Origin of the sequence: Eubacterium limosum (assembly GCF_000807675.2) — a bacterium.
Classification (GTDB): domain Bacteria; phylum Bacillota; class Clostridia; order Eubacteriales; family Eubacteriaceae; genus Eubacterium; species Eubacterium limosum.
The window spans coordinates 3,708,138-3,730,871 of the sequence record NZ_CP019962.1; the positions used below are offsets into that span (position 1 = coordinate 3,708,138).

Here is a 22,734-nt window from a genome sequence, read left to right on the forward strand (position 1 = left end):
CAAGTACACTTGGCGGTGATATGATAATAGTGCCAATAAAACTTGGCAGAAAGATGGAGGATGAGCATTATGGATAAAGAAGAAATTTTAGCTAAAAGCCGTCAGGAAAAAAAGGATGAGGGCATGACTGAGGCTGAAAACAGAGGACGCAGAATTGGGGTAATGGCATTTTCCGCTATTTTTATCTTTATTGTGCTGTTTAACCTGTTCAATGGCCAGCCAAATTATGCACCCATGGCCATGTTCTGGGCCTTCCTTTCAGCAGAGGCCTATCCTAAATACCGTTTTACAAAACAAAAGGCTTATCTTGTCACAACCATCGCGGGCGGGGTGGCGTCTCTGGCATCACTCGCAAGCTTTGTACTGTCTGTACTGGGGTAAAGGGTCTTGAACGAGGAATTAATTCTAAAAAACCGCTTAAAGGAAATCCGAAAGGAAAAGAAACTGTCCCAGTCCGCTCTGGCCGAGCTGGTTGGTGTCTCCCGCAACACCATCAGCTCCATCGAGACGGGCCAGTTTAACCCAACGGCAAAATTAGCGTTAATTTTGTGCATTGCCCTGGACAAGAAATTCGAGGAGCTGTTTTATTTTTAGATTTGTGTGCGTTTGTTTACTTTACCGCAGTCACCTTGATCCTGCGAAAGGTCTCAAAGCAGGTGCCGTCAGCCTGCTGTGTTTTGAGAAGCATGGCTTGAACAGCCTTCGATCTGAAGTCGGACTTGTAGGTTTCGGGGAGAGCGTCCATAAAAGGAACAAGGGTTGGCTGGTCCAGCCAGCGGATCATCTCATCAGCATCCGAAAAGAAACGATCTGCCTTTTCTTCCAGCACCACAAACTCAGAAAAGCCGGCGCTTCGGACTTTATCTTCATAATCCTGCCTTGACGGCATGTGCCAGGGCCATATAAATTCTTGAAAACAGGCGTTGTAAGGTTCTGCTTTCATTAGCTCACGAATGACCTCAAAAAAGTGGGAGCAGGTGCCGTCACCTGCGAAATTCCATGAAATCAAGCCACCTGGCTTCAAAGCAGCCAGGGCATTTTTCAGAAGCAGGTCATGGTCTTTGACCCAGTGCAGTGCAGCGTTGGAAAAAATGACATCAAAGACATCCGAGAAATCCATGCTGTTGATGTCCTCCTGACGAAAGCTCAGATTGTCCCGTGCGTGTTTTCTGGCAGCGTCAATCATTCCCTGTGACGCGTCAATGCCCAGAACTGCACCGTCCGGCACCAGTGACGCCAGCTTTTCTGTTAACGCTCCGTCGCCGCAGCCCAGATCCAGAATGGATTCACAACCCCTGAGCCTGAGCCCGGATATCAGCCGGCTGCCCCATTCCTTCTGATGTCTGGAAGCCCGCGCATACCTTTCTCCGTTAAATTCAAAAGTTCTCAATGATATGAACCTCCTGTCCATAGAGTAACCCTATTATAATTCAGAACAGACCTGAAAGCAATGCGCTGTCCCGGTACCAGCGCGAGGACTTGAAGCAGTTTCGGAAATTTCGCAGTTTACGCCAAAAAAGATTGCCTGTTCTAATCAAGATATGTTAAAATAAAAGCACATTACTTAAAGAGAAAATTATCATACTTGAATTAAAATAAAGGGGATCGTCATGCAGGGAAGTGCTTACATCTTTTTGTTCCCACTGCACACCGGGCATAATCGAATAAAACACTAAAGGGACACTTGCTGTCACCCAAAAAGGAACTGAAGGCTGATCGCCAGCGGTTCCTTTTTTATTGTGAAAAACTTAACATCCCACCGGGAGCAGTAGAATGCTGATCTCAAAGGGAAAACTGGAGCTGGTGGAGGAGACCCTGAAGGAGGATGGAAGAACCCCACTGAACTGTTATAAATTCATTTACGATGAAATGCCCCGATGCCCGGACTGCGGCGCTCCCATGCACGAAAGAGACCGTTTAAGCGGTAAAGACAGACGGAACTTTACCGGTATGGACGGCACCCTCAGCAAGGTCGAAATACGCCGTGTCGTTTGTGATGATAAAGCCTGCTACAACCATAACCACCCTAAACGCAACCTTCCAGACATACTGGTGCCTTACGGCCGTTACGACGCCGAAGTGCACCAGGCGGTCGCCGACGGCAGCAACGAGGTGCCCTGTTCACCGAGCACGATAAAACGGATGCTTAAAAAAATAGCAGACCAGCTCATGATGCTTTTGTGGGCTCTCACTCAGATGGGAATTCATCTGTCCATTTGTAAAGAGGAGTGTAAAGCCATGGATTTATGGCCTATTCTAAGAAACGCTGTGGCTGGATTTGACCGCTGGTATCTCCGGGCACTCAAAATGACCGTTAACCGTTTTGGCGCTTTGTACTGGAAATGCAACGACACGGGCTGAGTCTGCGTGCTAAGATGTCTGTATCATCCTAAAAGCGATGAAATTTTTAAATCAAACTGGAGGTACAGTGATGAAAGACAACAGAGAGCGCCCGGGAAACACCCGCGGCCTTGTTCATGGTGCAAAAAATCAGGAAATAACGGAAAATACGGCGCAGACAGACATGGAATGCGCCAATGTGGTGGTCACCCTGTGCGGCGAGCAGCCTGTGGTATCAAGCCGCCGGGTAGCCGTGGATTTTGGCAAGGAGCACAAAAGTGTGCTGCGGCGTATTGCCCAGCTTAACCGGGAGACCACAGCGCAGAATTGCGCCGGTCTTTTTATCCCCTGGTCCTACGCCGACGCGGCGGGCAGAAAGCGAAAGGCTTATCAGATCACCCGGGATGGCTTCACCCTGCTCATCATGAGCTTTACCGGCTCCCGGGCGCTGGAATGGAAGATCCGCTATATGCAGGCCTTTAACCAGATGGAGGAAAAGCTGCGAAACCAGGCGCCAGCGCTGCCCGAGGGCGACGCCCTTATGGCCATGGCGGTACTGGAGGCAAGAGACATCATCAAAAACCTGAAGCCTGAAGCCGACTATGCCAGAAAAGTACTCGACAATAAAGGCCTGACACCCATTACCGGTATCGCCAAGGATTACGGTATGACCGCCGAGTTTATGAACCGACTCCTGCACAGCCTGGGCGTACAGTACCGCATCGGCAAGCGCTGGTATCTTTACTCGGACTACCAGGCCGACGGCTACGCGGCTACCAAGACCGACACCATTTATAAAAAGGATGGCACCGCCAAGGTGGTGGAGAGCCTGCAGTGGACACCGAAAGGCCGGCGTTTCCTGTACGATCTGCTTGCAGAAAACAACCTGTATCCTGTACTGGAGCGTGGACAGCATGAATCTGCTCGCTGAATTTCTCGCCTTTTTTGCCTGGCTCAGCCGCCATCCCAAAAGAGGGCTGGAATACAAGGGTTTCTGGATTTATCTGCTGTACCAGAACAACCAGAGCGCTGTCAGAGATCCAGACGGCGACTGGCACTGGCCCGTATGGTTTGAGGTGGATAATCCCGGGCTCAAGGCCTTTCTGAATATTGAGGACCGGCGGCAGGTCGCCTACTACAGAAGCCGGCTGATCCGGGATGATCGTATCGACTACCGGAAGGCCGGCGGCATTTATCAATATGCCTTAAAGCCCTTTGACCGCAGAACAATCCAGACCACCATCTGTCTGGAGGACCACACCAGTCTGCGGGTATGGACGGCGGCAGGGAATAACGGCGGGAAGCCCGCTAAGTCCGGGAATCCCTGCGGATTCTGGATTCCCCCGGCCCTCACCGAGGAGGAGCGCAGAGAACTGGCCCTGAAATACCCAAATGATATTCAGCGTTTCTGGGCAGAACAGGCTTTAAGAGAACAGAAAGCAAGAGAGGAGGAAGCCAAATGGGCTTACTGAAAGATACTTACGCGGATCTTTACGGCGAACGCTTCGACACCAACCCCGCCTACACCGAGTATGACTGCATGGCCGAGGGTGCCCTGCACATCAGCCTGATGGCACGCACCCTTTCCGAGGCCGAGGATGCCTTTGCCGATATCCTGGGGCATGCCGAGGACAATGTACCGGGTCTTAAGCTCAGGCTCCAGTGGGTAGACGAACAATGAGCATTGAGCTTGCCCGCTGGGTACGCGACAATCGAAACGCCAGAGGCCTTACCCAGCCTCAGCTGGCAGAAGCTGTGGGCGTAAGCGATAAAACAATCTTCAGGGCTGAGCGGGGCGATCCCCTCAGCGCTTACACTCTCGATCAGCTTGTCCGATATTTTGGTAAGCCCCTGCCAGAAGAGCCTCCAAGCTTTATCGGCCACTTCTCCCTGATCCTTTACCGTCAATATCTGTAACGCACAGCCCGGGACTGCGCCTTTTATCCAGATAAGAAAAAAGGTCCAGGCGCTGTGGTAAACGATCCGGAATCGTGCCACTTTACCGGAACAGCCGGACACTGGCGAGATCAAGGGTCAACATTCATGAATAAGATACATGCGAGGGGAAGTGCCCGCAGGACGCTTTTTTCTTCCTTAGGTAAAAGGCTTCGTCTCTCAGTTTTTTGATACGCTGGGGCACAGCACATTTCTGCGCTGTGCTCTTTTTAAAAAAAGTTTTCTTAAATTAAATCCTCATGGCCTGTTCAAACGTTATATAATACAAGGGGACGCCCGGAGGAGGAAAAACTTGACGCGTGAAGATATTTTACTGAGAAAAATTGAAAATGGAGACCGGCAGGCACTGGATAAGCTGATTAATGACTATTATCCGGATATTTTCCGGTATTGCCTCTGGCACACCAGGGACAAAACCGCCGCTGAGGACGCTACCCAGGAAACCTTTCTGAAAGTGGTGCGTTTTTGGGATGCCTACCGGCACCAGGGGCATTTCAGAGCCTGGCTCTACAAAATAGCCGCCAATGTGTGCCGCGACGCGTGGCGCAAATCCAATGAAGAGCCTCTGCCGGAAAACCTCACCTATGATGAAGCCGGCTTTGGCCTCGCGGAATCGGACGCGGATTTTATCCGTATAGTGGAGTATCTGCCGGATGAAGTCCGTGAACTGGTGCTCCTGCGCTTTGCTCAGGACCTTACCCTGCGGGAGATCGCGGAGGTCACCGGGCTGCCAATGCGCACCATACAGTCACGCCTGCGGGCAGCCCTGAAAAAAATTAAAAAACAGCTGCTAAAAGGAGAGCTATGCCATGAATCATAAATTAGAAAAGAAAATGAGGAGTACCTTAAAAGCGCCGGTTCCGGTATCTGAGGAACATCTGGAAGCGACAAAGGAGGCTGCATACAGGCTTTATACCGGCCGCAGGCAGCGGCAGAAAATATCCTTTCCCGCGTTCCTGTTTGCGCAGGTACGTTTCTGCGGCGTTTGGGTCTGGCTTCTGCAGGGCGGCGTCTTGTTTGCCCTCTTTCTGGTTTTAAACAGCATTCTCGGCGGTGATTTAAACGCCATAAAGCCACATCACCTGCCAGAGGTGCTCAGCCTGTGCGCAGTGCTGATCGCAGCTACAAGCCTGCCGGGCATCAGCCGCTCTTTCAGATACCGGATGGTTGAGATGGAGGCAGCAACGCGTTTATCCCTGCCCGGCCTCATCCTGTGCCGGCTGCTCATCCTGGGACTGGCGGACTTTTTCATTCTGGCCATTACCTTTGCCGCAGCCATCTGGCAGACCAGCCTGAGCGGGCTGGACACTGCAGTGTATCTGCTGCTGCCTTTTTTATCCGCCTGCCTTGGCAGCCTCCTGATTATCCGGCATGCGCCCGGAGAGCGCCTGCTGTTCCTTGGCACTTTGTTCTGCGGCGTACTTTTTCTGGCTTTGTGGCTGGCCGGAAGCCTGAAACCAGGCATCTATCAGCAGACCGGGGCGCTGGCTGTGCTCGCGATCCTCTGCGGCGCGGCTGTTTTAATACAGTGCCGGAAGCTCATCAGAGATTATAACATTGAATAGGAAGTGAAACGATGGAACTTAAAATCAACCGATTGACTAAACGATATAAGGATAAGCTGGCCGTGGACGGTGTCAGCCTGAAGTTAACGCCGGGTATCTGGGGGCTTCTGGGTGCCAACGGTGCGGGAAAAACCACCATGATGCGCATGGTGGCAGGCATTTTAAAGCCGACCTCCGGCGGTGTGTTTTACGATGGTCTAAGCATTGACGACCTGGGGGAGAGCTACCGGGATATCTTCGGGTATCTGCCCCAGACCTTTGGCTTTTATCCTGAATTTACAGTAAAAAATTATCTGGAATATATGAGCGCTTTGAAGGGGATTGGCAAAAAGGACGCTTCCCGGAAAATCGAGAGCCTGCTCCAGGTGCTTGCGCTGAGCGATGTGAAAAACAAAAAGATCCGCAGGCTGTCCGGCGGCATGCAGCGCAGAGTAGGAATTGCCCAGGCCCTGCTCAATGATCCTGAAATTTTGATTCTGGATGAACCCACCAGCGGCCTGGACCCGGGCGAGCGGGTGCGTTTCCGAAATATACTGGCCGAGTTTGCCCAGGAGAGAATCGTCCTTATTTCCACCCATATTGTATCCGACGTAGAAAACATTGCCACCCGAAACGCTGTCATGAAAGAGGGACGGATTATTGCGGCAGGCAGCACCGATGAGCTGGTGGCTGCCATGAAGGGCCGCGTATGGCGTACCGAGGTGCCTGAAAGCGATCTGTTTAAATGCGAACGCCTTGTCCGTGTCGCCAATATCCGGAGCGAATCCGGAGGGCGGGCCTCGCTTCGTTATCTGGCCGAAAACCCGGTACTGCCGGGCTCAGCGCCGGAAACGCCGCGTCTCGAGGACTTATACCTCTGGCTTTTCCCGGAAGATTCAGGAACAGAGGAGGTGCAGTGATGTTTAACGTACTCTGTATGGAATTTAAACGCCTTTTCAAAAGCCGTATGGTATGGATACTATGCGCCGCGTCTCTGGTGATTGCTCTGCTGCTTTGCGTGATGGTGGTGGACAACGTAAGCTACGGCCGCCGGGATGACCCAGACGCCAAAATCGGCCTGGAGGCAGTCGCAGCGGTCAAGGAAGCCTACAGCCCTCTTTATGGGGCGGTTACACCTGAAAAGCTGGAGTCCGCCTTTGAAACCTATATCAATACATCAAATGCTTATGAGGAAAAAATGCCGGCCTCGGTTTATAAAGAAAAAATAGCGCCAATTCAGCCGGCCCTCAACTGGATTTTCAGCGCCTTTGACGATTCTGAAATCACAAGCGCCGACCAGGTGGGAGGTTTCTACGCCCAGCGATTCCACAATATTGAAAACCAGCTGGCGGATAAATACGCCAACGCGCCACAGGCAAAGCAGGCGGCACTGGAACTTAACAGCAGGGTAGAAACCCCTTTCAATTATGCCTACGGCTATGGGGATACCAGTCCGGATATCATTGTTTTGCTGCTCCTGGTTCTTGGGCTGTTCTGCACCGCCATGGCCGCGCCGGTTTTTGCCGCGGACTACCACAGCCGGGCCGATGATATCCAGCGCTGTACCCGCTACGGCAGGGGCAAGCTGAGCGCCGCGCGGTCATTGGCGGTGCTTATCCTGGTTTTGGCCATAGCAGTCGCCAGCATGGGCGTTTATATGATTATTTTAAACAGCATTTTTGGCTGGGAGGGGCTTTCATCCTCCCTTCAGACCGCCTTTGCGGCCTGGGGTATCGCCCCCATGAACGTGGGCGATATGATGCGTATGACTTTTTTTGCCGGTATTCTCACCCTGCTGGCCACAGCTTCCTGCAGCCTGTTTGTGTCCTCCCGGTGCAAATCGCCCACAACAGCGCTCATCGTCAGCTTCTGCGTCAGCCTCCTGCCTGTTTTTCTGGGGTTCGCGGGCATTAAGGCAAGCTGGCTGTACGCGCTGCTGCCCTCAGGCGGAACGGCCATAGAGAACAGCTTTTACTACGCTCTGACACTCAACAGCCTTGAGTTCCTTCACCTTGGGAGCTTTACCCTATGGCTGCCCTACGCTTATATTCTTTTTGCTGCAGTGGAGATCCCGCTGTTTATCCTGCTGACCATACTGTCCCACAAGGGACGGCAGGTCGCCTGAGCGGTGAAAGGGGAGCGGCCATGATAAAAGTCTTTTTACACGAATTTAAACGGCTGTGCCTGAACCGTACGGTTCAGGTGCTGTCGGCCCTTTCAGTCGTGTTTGCTGTCCTGCTGGTGTATGTGGTCATATCAAACACTGATTATGGCGTTTATGGCAGCCGGGCATATCGAAGCGGCCTGGATGCCATCGCCCACGCAAAAACGGTCTACAAACCGTCATATGGCTTCGTTACGCCGGAAAAACTGGCGGCATCCCTTAAAGTCTATCAGGATACTGCAGTAGATTACCCGGAGGGCCAGATACCGGACGCTGTAAGAGAAAAGAAAACAGCGCCTCTGTCTCCTGTGCTCCGGCTGCTGCTGTATACTTACGATACCCTTGATGTATCTGTTGAAACGGCTGCGGATTTTTACAAGCAGCGTGAAACAATCATTGAAAAGTCCGTTGATGAGCAGTACCCCGATTCACCCGCGGTCCAGGATAACGTAAAAAACATTAACCAAAGGGTTAGAACCCCGTTTTATTACGCCTATGGTTATGGCGACAGCGATGGGCCGGAATTTCTGGTTTTTCTTCTGTTTGTGCTGGTCTTTTTCTGTGCGGTCATTGCCGCACCGGTCTTTTCAGAGGATTACAGCAGCCGGGCCGACGATATTCAGCGCTGCTGCCGCTATGGAAGGCAACAGCTTGGAACCGCCCGAATATTAGCAGTATATACCCTGGTTCTTTTGCTGGTAATGGTCTGTACCGGAATTTATCTGGTTTCACTGAATACGCTATTTGGCTGGGAGGGGTTAAAGGCATCCCTTCAGACCCGCTATTTCACAACCGCAATCACACCAATGACGATCGGCGGCGTTATGGGTGCCACAGTGCTGTCGGGCATTCTTACCTTACTGGCTACGGCATCCTGCGCCGTATTTGTATCCTCAAGATGCAGATCACCAGTGGCCGCCTTGGCGGGAAGTGTAATGATCGCGCTGCTGCCCGCTTTTCTCTCTTTTCTCCATATTTTGGAGGGAGGGCTGGCTTCGCTGCTGCCTTCTGGTGGTATCATCTCTGGCAATGGCTTTTATCAGACACTGTCTCAAAACAGCCTGGAATTTTTAAACGGTGGCGCATTTACCCTGTGGCTGCCTTACGCCTATGTCCTTTTTGCTGCGGTGGAGATCCCGCTTTTCAGCGTGCTGACAGTCTGGTCCTACAAAAAACAAGAGGTTTACTAAAAAAGCACGGCGCATTTTTGCGCCGTGCTTTGCCTATTCGCCAATAATTTTAATGAGCGCATGCTTATCGCGCTTGCCGTCAAACTCAAAATAAAAGATCTGTTCCCAGGTTCCAAAATCCAGACGGCCATCTGTGACCGCTACGACCACTTCGCGGCCCATGACGGTCCGCTTGAGATGCGCGTCAGCGTTATCCTCAAAACCGTTGTGGTGATACTGGCTGTAGGGCTTTTCTGGAGCCAGTTTTTCGAGCCATACCTCATAATCGTGGTGCAGGCCGCTCTCGTCATCATTGATGAACACACTGGCGGTGATGTTCATGGCGTTGACCAGCACCAGGCCCTCACGGATTCCACTGTCGGCCAGTGCTGCCTCGACATCCGGTGTAATATTGACAAGACCTCTGCGGGTCGGCAGGTTAAAATGCAGTTCTTTTCGATAAGATTTCATAAATCCTCCTATAAATAAAATTAATAACATTCAAAGAAGCGCTCATAGACGCGTTTCTGGTAAACAACGGAACCAATGACCTGAACATTATCCTTATTAAGGTCATAAATCTCCACTTCAAAGGCAGGATTGTGGGGCTGAAGAATAACCTGATTTTTTCGGAAAGAGACCTTCCGGATCTTGAGGTCCGACTCGCCCACATGCAGCGCGGTCAGATCACCGGATTTTAAAAAGGTGTTGAGCTTGACCACCACATAATCGTTTTTCATCAGTGTGGGTTCCATGCTGGCGTCTGTGATCTCCATGGCAAAGACCGGGCCCCATTTTGCCAGCTGGTCGCTGGGCAGCGTGAGGGTGTGGATTGTTTTCTCGTTGGAAAAAACCGGCAGCTGATATTTGATACTCCCGAAAACCGAAAGTGTCACCTCCGCTCCAAAGGCCTGAGTGTCGCTAAGTACCTCGCGCTCATACATAGAGACCGGACGGCCCATCAACCACAGGGGGCTGACATCAAAGTACGCTGCCATCTCCCGGATGGTGGTAATTTTTGGAGCCATCTCACCCCGGGTATAACGTGAAATACTTGGGGGAGAAAGGTTGAACTTCCGTGACATCGAATAGGTGGTTTCATTGAAATTCGTCATCAGGTATTTTAGACGCTGGCCAAAGACCTGTTTATCGACGGTATGTTTTTTATCCATTGTACACCTCCGCTTTTGTATATCATACACCAAACAAGTGCAAAACACAATATTAAAGCAGGTATCTTCTGCATATATTACGTAACACAACCTTATAGAGTGGTCTCTCTTAAAGCCTGGGTGTATTTTTCTGAATACAATTGATTTTTCTGAGTTCAGGGTATATAATACAAGTACAAATTCGTTTACAAAAACTAAAGAATCGAGGGTGGAAAAATAGTGTTAAAAAACCTGATTGAGTCGATATACTGGCGCCTGTTCTATGTGAAAATGCGGAATAATTATTCCCACCAGGACCAGTAGATCCGTAAACGAAACAAAAACGGCCGGAGTTGTCCGGTCGTTTTTACGTTGTTCAGTCTTTTCGCCGCATGACCCCGCTATATGGGTTTTCATCCTTTGACGGAGCAACCTCCTCAAGATCCCCGGCGTCAGCCATGGCCTGCAGCCGCATGAACAGCCATTGCGCGCTCACACCCTTGACGCGGAGCAGGGTTCTGCCGATGGCAACAGCGGTTAAAAAGTCACCGTCGGGTATATTTGCCCGGAGGACAGCGTCATAGAAATCTTCGCGCACACTCATAACGCGGCCGTTTACCACCGCGCGCAAAGGGGCGTTTTCTTTGACGAGCTGTTCCCACAGCGCCGCGCAGGCTTCTTGCTGGATGGGGTTGACCGGCTCCTCAAGCTGCGCAAGTATCCCGAAGTCCTCGGGAAAAACCTCGCCTGTACTCAGATATTGGCGTGCTTTTCCTTCAAATACAGTCTTTCGGGAGACAAAGACTGCGGATAAAGGAACCGGGCTCTCCCTGAAAAAGTGACAGATGAAAAGAAAACCACAAACCTCGGCCGGATCATTTTCTGACAGCCAGACGCGGATAGGCTCAAGGGTTTCTCTGGTTTTTTCCAGCCGGTCAAGGGTTTTGCGGTTCAGCCCCGCAATTTCCTCAGCCACGCCGGGCGAATCGCCGTACAGGGTTTTCAGCACAGAAAGCCGGGTACCCTCTCTTGTTTCAGCGTTGTCGAGCGCCCCGATGTCCAGAGACTGCCACAGGGGCGCCACGTCCTCGGGGCTGCCGTCCATGGAAAGGCCGGGCCAGTGGGTGGGGATGGTATAGCCACTGCGCCGCAGCATAGATGTGTCTTTTATCTCTTGTCCATGTTTCATAGACTTTGCATAGCTCAGGCACCCAGCCGAGCTGTTTCCGAAAATAAGCTCAATCACTTTATTTCTTCCACTCTGTACAAATCTGTTCTTCTGGCTGACAGGATGGGCAGCTCCTCCCGGACTGTGTCAACGACACGAGTGTCGATTTCGACCGAGACCGTTCCGGGTTTTTCATCAAGACCGGCGATTTTATCGCCCCAGGGATCAATCACGCAGGAATGTCCCCAGGCTGCGTATTTGGCGTTTTCATCCCGGGCAGAGGAGCAGGCCGCGATATAGAACTGGTTATCCACAGCGCGGGAGCGCAGTGCCAGTTCCCAGTGGGCCGGCCCGGTGGTCATGTTAAAGGCGGCTGGCAGCACTGCCAGCTTTGCCCCGTGTTCTGCCATAATGCGAAACTGTTCAGGGAACCGGATGTCAAAACAAACCGCCACGCCCACAGGGCCAAAGGGGGTCTCTACAACGGTGATGGAATCACCAGGAGTTAATACATGTGACTCTTTAAAGGAGATGCCATTTTTGACGTCAACATCAAAAAGATGAACCTTTCGGTGCCGTCCAAGCAGGCTGCCATCCGGACCGAATACGAAACAAGAGTTATAGATATGCCCGTTCTCCACCTCGGGGATGGAGCCGGCAAACAGAGTGATTCCCAGCGCACCGGCCAGGGCGGACATACGGGTATTGGCAGGCCCGTCCGCAGGCTCGGCCGCGGTCAGGAAATCACTTCCGGCATAGGGGCATACATACATTTCTGGCAGCAGCACCATCTCGGCTCCATCCTCCACAGCGGCACGAACCATTTTTTCAGCAGTGTTCATATTTGTTTCCTTATCCGCTGTCAGCGGCATCTGACAGCAGGCAAATTTTATTTTCATGGGAACCTCCGGTTTTTCGCCGTAATTTGCGGTTTCTTTTTATTATAACTGAAAAGACTGAAAGAAGTTTTTAATTACCTGGGGAAAACTTCAATTAATTGTAACCCTTTCCTAATTTAAATAGTTCTAAAGAAAACTTTGATAAATTCTTGAAGATTTGTTATAATAGTGGTCGTTTAAGAAGTGCTATATAATAAATAAGAAGAAATTTGATTTTGAGGTTAAGGTTTGGAGAAGGAATTAGTTTTAACCATTGATTGTGGCACCCAGGGCGTTCGGGCCATTGTATTTGACAAAACAGGCCGGGCGCTGGCGAAAACCGAGAAAAGGTTTGAGGGATACTACTCTAAGAAGCCGCATTACGTGGAGGCGCCGCCGGCCATGTTCTGGGACGATCTGGCTTCGGTTACCCTGGAGATGAAAAGCCGCTATCCTGAATACATTGCGGCGCTTTCGGGTATGAATATCGCGGTGCAGCGCGATATCGCCACCATTGTGGACGAGAAAGGCGAGGGACTGCGGGATTTTATCAGCTGGATGGACCGGCGGACGCTGGAAAAACCATTGACGATTCCTCAGCCTTACCGTTTTGCCTTCTGGATAGCTGGCAAAAAAGCCTTTACTGAGAGCTTTAATACAGGCACGCACGCGCACTGGATCAAGGTGCATGAGCCGGAGCTTTGGAGTACTGCGGATAAATACATTTTTCTTTCGACTTACCTGATCAATAAACTGACCGGCCAGATGGTGGACGCGACCTCCAATATCGCGGGCCACTTTCCCTTTGATTTCAAGCATAAGAAATGGTGCGGTCCTTACGAAATCAAGCGCCAGATCATCCAGATTGAGCGCGAAAAGCTTTGTGACCTGGTGGATTCCTGCCAGGTCATCGGTGTCATTACACCCGAGGCTGCCAAAAAAACAGGGCTCCCAGAAGGGCTGCCCCTCGTAGGTTCCGGCACCGATAAGGGTTGTGAGACCATTGGTGTGGGCTGTGTGAACGAGGGCTGCGCCAGCGTATCTCTTGGCACCCAGGCTACTGTGGAGACGACCTCCAAGCGTTATTACGAACTGGTTCCCTTTTATCCGCCTTTCCCCGGGGTGGACCCAGAGGCCTATAACCCTGAAATCACCGTTTACCACGGTTTCTGGATGATCAACTGGTTTATCGAAACATTTGCCAGTAAGGAGCGGGAAGACTGCGAAAAGCGGGGTAAGAATCTGCTCGATTTTCTGAATGAGCAGCTGCTTACTGTGCCTGCGGGGGCTGGCGGCCTGGTGCTTCAGCCCTACTGGGGTCAGGAATCTTTTAAGCCTGAGGCAAAGGGTTCAATTATCGGCTTCAGCGAACGCCACACAAAATACCATATTTACAGAAGCATCATCGAAGGACTGGCCTTCGCGCTCCTGGAAGGCCTTGAAACCATTGAAAAGAAATCCGGCGTACGGGTGGAAACTATCGGCCTGTCCGGTGGCGGCTCCCGCAGCGACAATATCGCCCAGATCATGGCCAACGTCTTTGGCCGGGAGGTTTACAGGGTTCAGACCTATGAGACAACCGGGCTCGGCGGCGCTATGGCTACCTATGTGGGATTAGGCGTTTACCCGAACCTCGAGGCAGCCGGAGCGGAGATGGTGCGAAAATCACGCCGTTTCCTGCCAGATTCCGAAGAAAACAAGCTTTACGCAGATTTATACCGCAAGGTGTACAAAAGAGCGTATAAGCGCTATAAACCGCTCTATAAACGGCTGGGAAAAATCGAGAGCGCGCAATAATAAGCAAGCATTACAAATAATGATTGATGATTAATAAAAATGAGGCATAATACATGAACAAAACTTACAAAATGGGCCTGGACGTAGGCTCAACCACCATTAAGGTGGTGGTAATGGACGAGAACGACACGATTATCTACAAAGAATACCGAAGGCATCTGTCCAATATCAAGCTGATCATGGCAGAGCTTTTAAAGGAAACCTTTGAAAAGGTGGGCGACATTACGACCAGGGTCTGTGTGACGGGCTCCGGCGGGCTGATGATTTCAAAATGGCTGGACATTCCCTTTATTCAGGAGGTGGTGGCCGGGACCGTCGCGGTTGAAAGGCTGATTCCCGAAACGAACTGTGCCATTGAGCTGGGTGGTGAGGATGCCAAGATCACCTTCTTTGAGGGCAATATCGAGCAGCGGATGAATGGCACCTGCGCTGGGGGAACCGGGGCTTTTATTGACCAGATGGCAACCCTGTTAAAAACGGATGCCACCGGCCTCAATGAACTGGCGAAAACCCACCAGACCATTTATCCCATCGCTTCACGCTGCGGGGTATTTTCCAAAACTGATATACAGCCTCTGCTCAATGAGGGGGCAGCCAAGGAGGACATCGCGGCCTCCATTTTTCAGGCAGTGGTCAACCAGACCATCAGCGGCCTGGCCTGCGGACACCCCATCCGGGGAAATGTCGCCTTTCTGGGCGGCCCGCTTTACTTCCTGTCTGAGCTCAGACAGCGTTTTATTGAGACCCTGAAGCTGTCGCCAGAGCAGGTGATCTTCCCGGAAGGCTCCAACCTTTTTGTGGCTGTGGGCTCTGCTTACTCCTCCGATAAATACGGCACACTGCCGCTCTCCGAGCTGGTCAGACGGGTGCAGAACACTGACGGGGCGGGTGACAGCGAGGTCAATCGTCTCGACCCTCTCTTTAAAAACCAGGATGAGCTGGACAGCTTCCTCTCACGTCACCAAAAGGACCGTGTGGAGCGGGGAAACCTTGAAGCCTATACCGGCGCGTGCTTTCTGGGCATCGATGTCGGTTCTACCACCACTAAGGCCGTACTCATTGGCCGTGAGGGTGAGCTTCTGTATCACTACTATGGCAGCAACGAGGGCAGCCCCCTGGGTCAGGCCATCAAGATTGTGGAGGATGTTTATAACAAGCTGCCCGACGACGCATTCATTGGGAAATCCGCAGTCACCGGCTACGGTGAGGGGCTGATTAAGACAGCCCTCAAAGTAGATATCGGCGAAATTGAAACTATCGCTCACTATAAGGGCGCCAAATATTTCATGCCAAAGGTCGACTTTATCCTGGACATCGGCGGACAGGATATGAAATGTATGAAGATCCGGAATGGTACCATTGACAGCATCATTCTCAATGAAGCCTGCTCATCAGGCTGCGGCTCTTTCCTTGAAACCTTTGCCAAGTCCCTGAACCTGAGCATGGAGGCCTTTGTGTCTCAGGCGCTCCTAGCCGAAAAGCCAGTAGATCTGGGCACACGTTGTACGGTTTTCATGAATTCCAAGGTAAAGCAGGCCCAGAAAGAAGGGGCCGAGGTTGGAGAAATCTCCGCCGGCTTATCCTATTCGGTCATCAAGAACGCCCTGCAAAAGGTTATCAAGGTGCATAATCCCAAGGATCTGGGAGAGAATATCATTGTCCAGGGCGGTACCTTCAACAATAACGCAGTGCTGCGTGCCTTTGAGAAAATTACCGATAAGGACGTGGTGCGGCCCGACATCGCCGGGCTGATGGGTGCCTTCGGGGTGGCGCTGATCGCCCGGGAAAACTATACCGAGGGGGACAGGAGCACGCTTCTGGATCTGGACAGGCTTTACAGCTTTGAGGTTGAAGTCAGCCACCGAAGGTGCGGCGGATGCAGCAACAACTGCTTGCTCACCATCAACCGTTTTAATGACGGCAGCCGGCACATTACCGGCAACCGCTGCGAGATTGGGGCGGGCGAGGGGCGTAAAAACAAGGATCTGCCCAACCTGTATCAGTATAAATACAAGCGTGTTTTCGATTACCAGCCGCTGCCCACCAACCAGGCGTCCCGCGGTGTGATTGGCATCCCGCGTGTGCTCAACCAGTATGAGAACTATCCCTTCTGGTTTATTTTCCTGACCAGCCTCGGCTACCGGGTCGAGCTGTCTGAGGAATCCAACCGTAAGGTTTATGAAAAGGGCATGGCCAGCATACCATCCGAATCGGTCTGCTATCCCGCTAAGCTGGTGCACGGCCATATCCAGGATCTGATCGACCGGGGGATCAAAACCATTTTTTATCCCTGCATCCCTTATGAGGAACGGGAATTTGAAAAAGTGGACAACTGGTATAACTGCCCCATTGTCATGTCCTATCCAGAAACCATCAAGCACAATATGGAATCTCTGAGGGAAAACGACGTGACCTTCCTGAATCCTTTCATCGCGCTGGATGACCACAAACGGCTGGAGGGACGGCTCATCGAAATCTTTGGCGAACTGGGTATTCCAAAGGAAGAGATCAGCGTCGCCCTCAAGCTGGCCCTGGGCGAAAAGGACCGCTTCCGAGATGACATGCGCGCAAAGGGCGAGGAAACCATTGAATGGCTGAAGGCGAACAATAAAAAAGGCATCGTGCTGGCCGGACGGCCGTACCATATCGACCCTGAGATCAACCACGGGCTCGACAACATCATCACCGGACTTGGCATGGCGGTACTCACCGAGGATTGCATTGCCCATCTGGTCACAGACATCGACGAAGAAAACTTCCGGGTGCTTGACCAGTGGAAATACCACAGCCGCCTTTACAAGGCAGCAGAAGTTGTCGCCCGATATGATTTTCTGGAGCTGGTACAGCTGACCTCCTTTGGCTGCGGCCTGGACGCGGTCACCTCTGAACAGACTCAGGAAATCCTGGAAAGCAAGGGCAACATCTATACCCTCATCAAAATTGACGAGGTCAACAACCTGGGCGCGGTCCGTATCCGGATGCGCTCGCTGAAGGCTGCCATGGAGGAACGTGAAAAGAACCACGTCAAGCTCCCGTGTGAAGAACTGCCTGAAAAGGTGGTGTTTACTAAGGAAATGCGCAAACGCCACACGCTGCTGGCGCCCCAGATGTCGCCGATTCACTTCGAGTTTATCGCGGACGCCATGGCCACCAGCGGCTATAATGTCGAGGTGCTGCCGAGCGTAGATGAGAAGGCTGTGGATGAAGGGCTGACCTATGTCAACAATGACGCCTGCTATCCGACCATCATCACCACTGGTCAGATCATGGCGGCGCTGAAATCCGGCAAATATGATCTGGACAACGTGTCTGTGCTCATGACTCAGACCGGCGGCCCCTGCCGCGCGTCCAACTATGTGGGCTTTATCCGCAAGGCGCTGAGGGAAGCGGGCATGGAGCAGGTGCCGGTTATCTCTCTGAACCTGGTGGGCCTGGAGGACAATCCGGGCTTTAAGATCACGCCGGGCCTGGCCAACCGAGCCATGATCGGCATGGTCTACGGCGACCTGTTCCAGCGTGTGCTTTACGCCACCAAGCCCTATGAGCAGGTGCCCGGCTCCGCTATGGCCCTGTATAATAAGTGGAAGGAGCGGGTCAAGATTGATATCCGCAAGCCGAAATGGTCGGTCTTTAAGCGCAATGTCACTCAGATTGTCGAGGACTTTGACTGCCTGCCGAGAATTGAGAAAAAAATCCCCAAGGTCGCCATTGTCGGGGAAATTCTGGTCAAGTACCATCCGACCGCCAACAACAACCTCATCGAGGTGCTGGAGAACGAGGGGGCCGAGGTGGTGGTGCCGGATCTCATCGACTTCTTCCTGTACTGCTGTTATAACTCGATTTACAAGTATGACGAGCTGTCCGGCAGCAAATCGGGCAAGACTGCGGGCGTCGCTGGGATTAAGGTGTTGGAAATGTACCGTAAAAATATGAAAAAAGCCCTGGATAAGAGCCGTCATTTCCACGCGCCTTCTACCATTTATAAAAAAGCGGAGAAAGCCAAGGAGCTCATCGCGCTGGGGAACCAGGGCGGGGAGGGCTGGTTCCTGACCGCTGAAATGATGGAGCTCATCGAGTCGGGCGTTGAAAATATCGTCTGTGTCCAGCCCTTTGCCTGCCTGCCGAACCACGTTATGGGCAAGGGGATGATCAAGCCGATCCGCAAGCGTTATCCGAAGGCCAATATCGCTCCCATTGATTATGACCCCGGCGCTTCCGAGGTTAATCAGATCAACCGGATCAAGCTGATGATGGAAACCGCCAATAAAAATCTTGGAATCTGACAGGGGGCGAAAAAACCCTTGAAAGCTAAGAAAAACCTGATGTTCAGAGGCATTCTGTTCACAGGTTTTTCTTTTTATTTATCTCAGTTCACAAATTAAAATCTGCAAACGATATTGCAAAATTTGGCCTTGCAACTTGGGATCGATAACTCTATAATAATAAATATCACATATAATCCTTTTTCCTTTAGAATTACTCCCCTTTTTCTATAGGAAACCGAGCGGAAACCTTAACGGGTTTCCGCTTTTCTTTTTTTGTTTTCCGGCAACGTCTGAGGGTAAACTTTAAATGAGACATAAAATTAAAGAGGAAAGCATGAAAGAACAAAACAAAACACGGATTAAAAAGACAATTTTTATACTCACGATGGCTGCCATGACCATCTATTTCGGCTGGCGGATCCTTTTTACACTGCCCTTCCGGTTTGGCCCGCTGGCCTCAGTCATTGGCATTATCCTGCTTATCACAGAGCTTACGGGCGCAGTGGAAACCTTCGAGCTGTACCGGAACTATTCCCGGTCCGCTCTGTCAGAGCTCCCGGTGATCCGGCTGCGGATTACCCGGAGGTGGACGTTTTCATCGCCACTCATAATGAGTCGGCAGAGCTCCTTTATAAAACCGTCAACGCCTGCAAATATATGGTGTATCCGGACAAAAACAGAGTCCATATCTATCTCTGTGACGACTCTGACCGCCCAGAGATTGCTGCGCTCGCTGAGCAGATGGACACCGGCTATTTTGGCCTTCGTGAAAATCAGCATGCAAAAGCCGGAAATCTCAACAACGCGATCTTTAAAACCCATTCCCCCCTCATCGCCACATTTGACGCGGATATGATTCCCACCCACGATTTTCTCATGAGAACCGTGCCGTACTTCTTCCTGGATAACGGCCCCGTCGGCTTTATCCAGTCACCCCAGAGCTTTTACAACGCCGACCTTTTCCAGTACAACCTGTATTCTAAGGAAAAGCTGCCCAACGAGCAGGATTATTTTTTCAAGGAGGTCAATGTCAACCGAAACTACGCCAACGCGCCTATTTACGCAGGGTCAAATACCCTTATTTCACGCCAGGCTGTCACAGAGGTTGGCGGAATTGCCACGGACAGTATCACCGAGGACTTTGCCACCGGTATCCGCATCCAGGCTGCCGGGTACCGGTGCTATGCCATTCCGACAGTCCTGGCCCACGGGCTGGCACCGGCCACCCTGCGGGATCTTATCGGCCAGCGCAGGCGGTGGGGAAGAGGGTGCATCCAGACCCTCCGCCAATCCTGCTGGCTCAGGCATATGGGTCTGCCTCTCAGAACACGCTTCAGCTATTACAGCTCTTTTTTATACTGGTGGACTTTTTTCAGACGTTTTGTCTATATTTCTGCCCCGATCCTTTTCACCCTTTTTCAGGTCGTTATCGTGGACTGTACAGTGCCTGAGCTTCTGATCTTTTCAATACCTGCCTATCTGCTCTACGGTCTGTCCCTGCGTTTTCTTTCCGGCAGTATGCGCAGCACAAGGTGGAGCAATATTATCGACACCGCTCTGTTTCCATACCTGATGTTTCCCATTATCCTGGAAACCCTGGGCATACGTGAAAAGAAGTTCTCTGTCACCCGTAAGGACGCAGTGACTGACTCACGCAATTTTACTCTGGCGCTCCCGCACCTGTTCTTTATTCTGCTGTCTGCCTTTGCCATCTACCAGTGCTACACGGTCTGGATGCCTGCCAGCTTTGTGGCAGCTCTGGTGGTCATGTGCTGGCTGATCCTCAACACCTTTATCCTTATCATGGCCGTATTTTTCATTTTAGGGCGGAAAAACAGCCGGAAAAACGTGCGTTTTAGCGCGAATATACCTGTCGTAGTAAAGACGCCTTATGGACGTTTTTCGGGCCACACCCTTGATATCTCCGAAAGGGGCATGGGAATAGCGCTCGATGACGGGAGAATACTGGATCAAAGTCTGCCGCTGGAAGTTCTTGTCTGGACAGAACGCTATCGTGCCAGTATGGATGCCCGGATGGCCCGTGTGGCTGAAAACGAAGAGGGCGCGCTGAAGTACGGGATCGCCTTTACCAGTATGGATGCAGAGAACAAAAGCCAGTATTTTCAGATTGTCTACGACCGTGAGCCGGATTTTCCGACCCGGCTTGTGAAAAGCTCGGGGCTCAGGGATCTGGGCCGAAATATCCAAAAAAGACTCCGTCGCAGGCGGTAGGGAAGCACAGCACAATTTTGCGCCGTGCCTTCCAGGCAAAAAAATAAACCCATCTTTAAAAGACAGGTTCTCTTTGGTTTAGTTATCACCCTTTATAAAGAGTGCGTAGGCGTCGCTCATCACCTTCAGTGCTTCCTCGCTGGCGCCCTGGCTTTCAATATAGCTGATAAAATCATCGGCTGAGCCGTCGTCCGGAAAGCCTTTATCCTCGGCCACATCCTTTGCCAGGTCACCAAAATAAGACGCGTCGCCTGAGTACCTGGCACAAAGCCACTCTTTAAACAATACTTTTTCACCCATTTTCAAGCCCCCTTTTTTTCTTTATTATAACATATCTGTAAACGACTTGCTTGAAAAATTCTTTTTATTAAGGGTAAAAAAATGAAGAATCCACAACCGAAAGTTCTGGATTCTCCACAAAATCAAATGGTCTGCTTTAAGCTTCCGGCTCGGCAGTCACTTCTGTTCTTTCCAGTTTTCTGCTGGAGAGACGGTGAAGCACGAACAGGGTAACGCCCAGCAGGATAATGCCGGTGCCGAGTGTCAGGGCGATGTTGCCGTACGAGAATCCAGCGACAATGTAGCCGAAAAAGCAGCACGCCGCTACCAGGCAGGCGTAAGGCATCTGGGTGGCCACATGCTTGATATGGTCACAGCCCGCCCCGGTAGAAGACAGGATGGTGGTGTCGGAGATCGGTGAGCAGTGGTCTCCGAAAACAGAGCCTGCCAGCGTTGCGGACAGGGTAACAACCATCAGCTCCGGCGCGGATGCCTGACAGATGAACACAACGATTGGGATAAAGATCCCGAAGGTTCCCCAGGCAGTACCGATCGAGAAGGACAGGCCGGCAGCTACCAGGAATACAATGGCTGGAATCAGGCCCATCGGCAGGTTGCTGGCTTCTACAAGCTGGCCAACGTAAATGCCTGTACCCAGGTAATCCTGGCATAAGGAACCGATGGTCCATGCCAGAGTCAGGATAATGTATGCCGGAACCATGCTCTTAACGCCTTCGCCGATGCCGCCCATGAATTCCTTAAAGGTCACAAGCTTTCTCGGGATAAACAGCAGGAAGGTTACAACAAGCGCCCAGAAGCCGCCCAGTACCAGAGCCGCAGAGGCGTCGCAGTTTCCAAAGGCTTCACCGATGGTCAGGCCTTCGCCTGCCCAGTAGCCGCCGTTCCACAGCATGGAAATGATTGAGAACACAATCAGCGCGCCGATGGGGATGATCAGATCCCAGACAGTCCCTTTATCAGAAACCTCCTGATTGCTTTCAAGGTCATCGCTCACAGCGCCAAGATCGCCTTTTTTCTCAGCCTTGTACTCTTCTTTAGCCATCGGTCCGAATTCCAGGTTAGTTGCGGCCAGCGCCAGTACCATAATAATGGATAAAATAGCGTAAAGATTGTATGGGATGGTCGCGAAGAAAGCCTGCAATTCATTGGTGAAGGCACCGGTTTCGTACAGGGTTGACCCGACAGCCGCCGCCCAGCTTGAGATCGGGGCAATGATACAGACCGGCGCCGCGGTGGCGTCGATGATATAGGCCAGCTTTGCACGGGATACATTGTACTTGTCTGTGACGGGTTTCATAACGGTACCGACCGTTAAGCAGTTGAAATAGTCATCAATGAAAATCAGCATTCCCAGAAAGCTGGTAGCCAGCTGTGCGCTTCTCTTGCTTTTCAGCTTGGTTGAAGCCCAGTTACCGTAGGCCCTTGAGCCCCCGGCCATAGTGACCACATAAACCAGCGCCCCCAGCAGGGCCAAAAAGAGAATGATGTTAAACTTGCCAGGCGAACCAACGGTCTCAGCAGTAACGCCGAAGGCTACGCTGCTCATCTCAATGATGCCGCCGCCTGTGTTTAACGCGTAGATAAGTCCCCCTGAAAGTATTCCGATTAACAACGATGAAATAACTTCTTTGGTGCATAACGCCAGAACGATCGCAATGATCGGTGGTAACAGCGATAAGAAACCAACATCGATTGTTTCCATAAATACTCCTCCTTATTTTTTTATATTTGCTTCCACAAACAAGCCAATTTTAACACAAAATTAATGCA

22 protein-coding genes are annotated in these 22,734 nt (G+C 51.5%); 15 read left to right on the top strand and 7 right to left on the bottom strand.

Annotation, left to right across the window (positions count from 1 at the left end; genetic code table 11):
• Positions 1–69: 69 nt before the first annotated feature.
• A complete protein-coding gene (locus B2M23_RS17380; protein ID WP_013380426.1) occupies positions 70–381 on the top strand; it encodes a DUF6442 family protein in 312 nt (103 codons plus the stop codon).
• 6 nt (positions 382–387) lie between these two features.
• Positions 388–594: a helix-turn-helix transcriptional regulator gene (locus B2M23_RS17385; RefSeq protein WP_013380428.1), complete on the top strand. Its 207-nt coding sequence runs from the start codon at positions 388–390 to the stop codon at positions 592–594.
• Positions 595–610: 16 nt separating this feature from the next.
• Here B2M23_RS17385 and B2M23_RS17390 read toward each other — a convergent pair whose 3' ends face one another.
• On the bottom strand, positions 611–1,390 hold the full coding sequence (locus tag B2M23_RS17390) for a class I SAM-dependent methyltransferase (protein WP_201261608.1): 780 nt from the start codon (positions 1,388–1,390) through the stop codon (positions 611–613).
• A 383-nt stretch (positions 1,391–1,773) separates the two neighbouring features.
• On the opposite strand from B2M23_RS17390, the gene B2M23_RS17395 reads away from it, so the two are divergent.
• The 10 genes from B2M23_RS17395 (at position 1,774) to B2M23_RS17445 (ending at position 9,194) form a co-directional block, all read left to right on the top strand.
• Complete coding sequence (locus B2M23_RS17395) at positions 1,774–2,361, top strand: DUF6431 domain-containing protein (protein ID WP_038351697.1); 588 nt, start codon at positions 1,774–1,776, stop codon at positions 2,359–2,361.
• A 70-nt stretch (positions 2,362–2,431) separates the two neighbouring features.
• Complete coding sequence (locus B2M23_RS17400; protein WP_052237160.1) at positions 2,432–3,271, top strand: phage regulatory protein/antirepressor Ant; 840 nt, start codon at positions 2,432–2,434, stop codon at positions 3,269–3,271.
• Entirely contained in the window at positions 3,255–3,812 is a 558-nt protein-coding gene (locus B2M23_RS17405; protein WP_038351696.1) for a hypothetical protein, read from the top strand. Before B2M23_RS17400 ends, B2M23_RS17405 begins: the two co-directional genes overlap by 17 nt.
• Complete coding sequence (locus B2M23_RS17410; protein ID WP_038351695.1) at positions 3,800–4,021, top strand: hypothetical protein; 222 nt, start codon at positions 3,800–3,802, stop codon at positions 4,019–4,021. The genes B2M23_RS17405 and B2M23_RS17410 overlap by 13 nt, the downstream gene beginning before the upstream one ends.
• A complete protein-coding gene (locus B2M23_RS17415) occupies positions 4,018–4,257 on the top strand; it encodes a helix-turn-helix transcriptional regulator (RefSeq protein ID WP_038351694.1) in 240 nt (79 codons plus the stop codon). Before B2M23_RS17410 ends, B2M23_RS17415 begins: the two co-directional genes overlap by 4 nt.
• A gap of 331 nt (positions 4,258–4,588) precedes the next feature.
• Positions 4,589–5,116: an RNA polymerase sigma factor gene (locus tag B2M23_RS17420; RefSeq protein ID WP_038351693.1), complete on the top strand. Its 528-nt coding sequence runs from the start codon at positions 4,589–4,591 to the stop codon at positions 5,114–5,116.
• Positions 5,106–5,861, top strand: a complete 756-nt coding sequence (locus B2M23_RS17425) for a hypothetical protein (protein ID WP_038351692.1) — start codon at positions 5,106–5,108, stop codon at positions 5,859–5,861. Before B2M23_RS17420 ends, B2M23_RS17425 begins: the two co-directional genes overlap by 11 nt.
• A gap of 11 nt (positions 5,862–5,872) precedes the next feature.
• On the top strand, positions 5,873–6,760 hold the full coding sequence (locus B2M23_RS17430) for an ABC transporter ATP-binding protein (protein WP_038351691.1): 888 nt from the start codon (positions 5,873–5,875) through the stop codon (positions 6,758–6,760).
• Positions 6,760–7,965 carry an ABC transporter permease subunit gene (locus tag B2M23_RS20990; RefSeq protein ID WP_038351690.1) on the top strand — a complete coding sequence of 402 codons (1,206 nt, stop codon included), beginning with the start codon at positions 6,760–6,762 and terminating at the stop codon, positions 7,963–7,965. Before B2M23_RS17430 ends, B2M23_RS20990 begins: the two co-directional genes overlap by 1 nt.
• A 20-nt stretch (positions 7,966–7,985) precedes the next feature.
• On the top strand, positions 7,986–9,194 hold the full coding sequence (locus B2M23_RS17445) for an ABC transporter permease (protein WP_038351689.1): 1,209 nt from the start codon (positions 7,986–7,988) through the stop codon (positions 9,192–9,194).
• Between the two features lie 33 nt (positions 9,195–9,227).
• On the opposite strand, the gene B2M23_RS17450 is transcribed toward B2M23_RS17445, so the two are convergent.
• The 4 genes from B2M23_RS17450 to B2M23_RS17465 form a co-directional block, all read right to left on the bottom strand.
• Entirely contained in the window at positions 9,228–9,644 is a 417-nt protein-coding gene (locus B2M23_RS17450; RefSeq protein WP_038351688.1) for a secondary thiamine-phosphate synthase enzyme YjbQ, read from the bottom strand.
• 20 nt (positions 9,645–9,664) lie between these two features.
• Positions 9,665–10,345, bottom strand: coding sequence for a helix-turn-helix domain-containing protein (locus tag B2M23_RS17455; RefSeq protein WP_038351687.1), 681 nt, complete (start codon positions 10,343–10,345; stop codon positions 9,665–9,667).
• Between the two features lie 355 nt (positions 10,346–10,700).
• Positions 10,701–11,570, bottom strand: coding sequence for a DUF3658 domain-containing protein (locus B2M23_RS17460; RefSeq protein ID WP_038351686.1), 870 nt, complete (start codon positions 11,568–11,570; stop codon positions 10,701–10,703).
• On the bottom strand, positions 11,567–12,391 hold the full coding sequence (locus tag B2M23_RS17465) for a carbon-nitrogen hydrolase family protein (RefSeq protein WP_038351685.1): 825 nt from the start codon (positions 12,389–12,391) through the stop codon (positions 11,567–11,569). Before B2M23_RS17465 ends, B2M23_RS17460 begins: the two co-directional genes overlap by 4 nt.
• A gap of 228 nt (positions 12,392–12,619) precedes the next feature.
• Here B2M23_RS17465 and B2M23_RS17470 point away from each other — a divergent pair, with 228 nt between their 5' ends.
• The 3 genes from B2M23_RS17470 (at position 12,620) to B2M23_RS17480 (ending at position 20,664) form a co-directional block, all read left to right on the top strand.
• Positions 12,620–14,167, top strand: a complete 1,548-nt coding sequence (locus tag B2M23_RS17470; protein WP_038351684.1) for an FGGY-family carbohydrate kinase — start codon at positions 12,620–12,622, stop codon at positions 14,165–14,167.
• 53 nt (positions 14,168–14,220) lie between these two features.
• Positions 14,221–18,450 carry a 2-hydroxyacyl-CoA dehydratase gene (locus B2M23_RS17475; protein WP_038351683.1) on the top strand — a complete coding sequence of 1,410 codons (4,230 nt, stop codon included), beginning with the start codon at positions 14,221–14,223 and terminating at the stop codon, positions 18,448–18,450.
• Between the two features lie 567 nt (positions 18,451–19,017).
• A complete protein-coding gene (locus B2M23_RS17480; protein ID WP_052237159.1) occupies positions 19,018–20,664 on the top strand; it encodes a glycosyltransferase family 2 protein in 1,647 nt (548 codons plus the stop codon).
• Positions 20,665–20,742: 78 nt separating this feature from the next.
• On the opposite strand, the gene B2M23_RS17485 is transcribed toward B2M23_RS17480, so the two are convergent.
• Together B2M23_RS17485 and B2M23_RS17490 are read right to left on the bottom strand one after the other, a co-directional pair.
• A complete protein-coding gene (locus B2M23_RS17485) occupies positions 20,743–20,964 on the bottom strand; it encodes a YozE family protein (RefSeq protein ID WP_038351682.1) in 222 nt (73 codons plus the stop codon).
• 136 nt (positions 20,965–21,100) lie between these two features.
• A complete protein-coding gene (locus B2M23_RS17490) occupies positions 21,101–22,666 on the bottom strand; it encodes a Na+/H+ antiporter NhaC family protein (RefSeq protein ID WP_038351681.1) in 1,566 nt (521 codons plus the stop codon).
• Positions 22,667–22,734 lie beyond the last annotated feature (68 nt).

Bases quoted from the DNA above. Each gene is read 5' to 3' on its own strand.
- B2M23_RS17485 (WP_038351682.1), bottom strand. From the start codon at position 20,964: ATGGGTGAAAAAGTATTGTTTAAAGAGTGGCTTTGTGCCAGGTACTCA.
- B2M23_RS17400 (WP_052237160.1), top strand. From the start codon at position 2,432: ATGAAAGACAACAGAGAGCGCCCGGGAAACACCCGCGGCCTTGTTCAT.
- B2M23_RS17455 (WP_038351687.1), bottom strand. From the start codon at position 10,345: ATGGATAAAAAACATACCGTCGATAAACAGGTCTTTGGCCAGCGTCTA.
- B2M23_RS17445 (WP_038351689.1), top strand. From the start codon at position 7,986: ATGATAAAAGTCTTTTTACACGAATTTAAACGGCTGTGCCTGAACCGT.
- B2M23_RS17380 (WP_013380426.1), top strand. From the start codon at position 70: ATGGATAAAGAAGAAATTTTAGCTAAAAGCCGTCAGGAAAAAAAGGAT.
- B2M23_RS20990 (WP_038351690.1), top strand. From the start codon at position 6,760: ATGTTTAACGTACTCTGTATGGAATTTAAACGCCTTTTCAAAAGCCGT.
- B2M23_RS17405 (WP_038351696.1), top strand. From the start codon at position 3,255: ATGAATCTGCTCGCTGAATTTCTCGCCTTTTTTGCCTGGCTCAGCCGC.
- B2M23_RS17490 (WP_038351681.1), bottom strand. From the start codon at position 22,666: ATGGAAACAATCGATGTTGGTTTCTTATCGCTGTTACCACCGATCATT.
- B2M23_RS17465 (WP_038351685.1), bottom strand. From the start codon at position 12,391: ATGAAAATAAAATTTGCCTGCTGTCAGATGCCGCTGACAGCGGATAAG.
- B2M23_RS17450 (WP_038351688.1), bottom strand. From the start codon at position 9,644: ATGAAATCTTATCGAAAAGAACTGCATTTTAACCTGCCGACCCGCAGA.
- B2M23_RS17410 (WP_038351695.1), top strand. From the start codon at position 3,800: ATGGGCTTACTGAAAGATACTTACGCGGATCTTTACGGCGAACGCTTC.
- B2M23_RS17425 (WP_038351692.1), top strand. From the start codon at position 5,106: ATGAATCATAAATTAGAAAAGAAAATGAGGAGTACCTTAAAAGCGCCG.
- B2M23_RS17415 (WP_038351694.1), top strand. From the start codon at position 4,018: ATGAGCATTGAGCTTGCCCGCTGGGTACGCGACAATCGAAACGCCAGA.
- B2M23_RS17475 (WP_038351683.1), top strand. From the start codon at position 14,221: ATGAACAAAACTTACAAAATGGGCCTGGACGTAGGCTCAACCACCATT.
- B2M23_RS17430 (WP_038351691.1), top strand. From the start codon at position 5,873: ATGGAACTTAAAATCAACCGATTGACTAAACGATATAAGGATAAGCTG.
- B2M23_RS17395 (WP_038351697.1), top strand. From the start codon at position 1,774: ATGCTGATCTCAAAGGGAAAACTGGAGCTGGTGGAGGAGACCCTGAAG.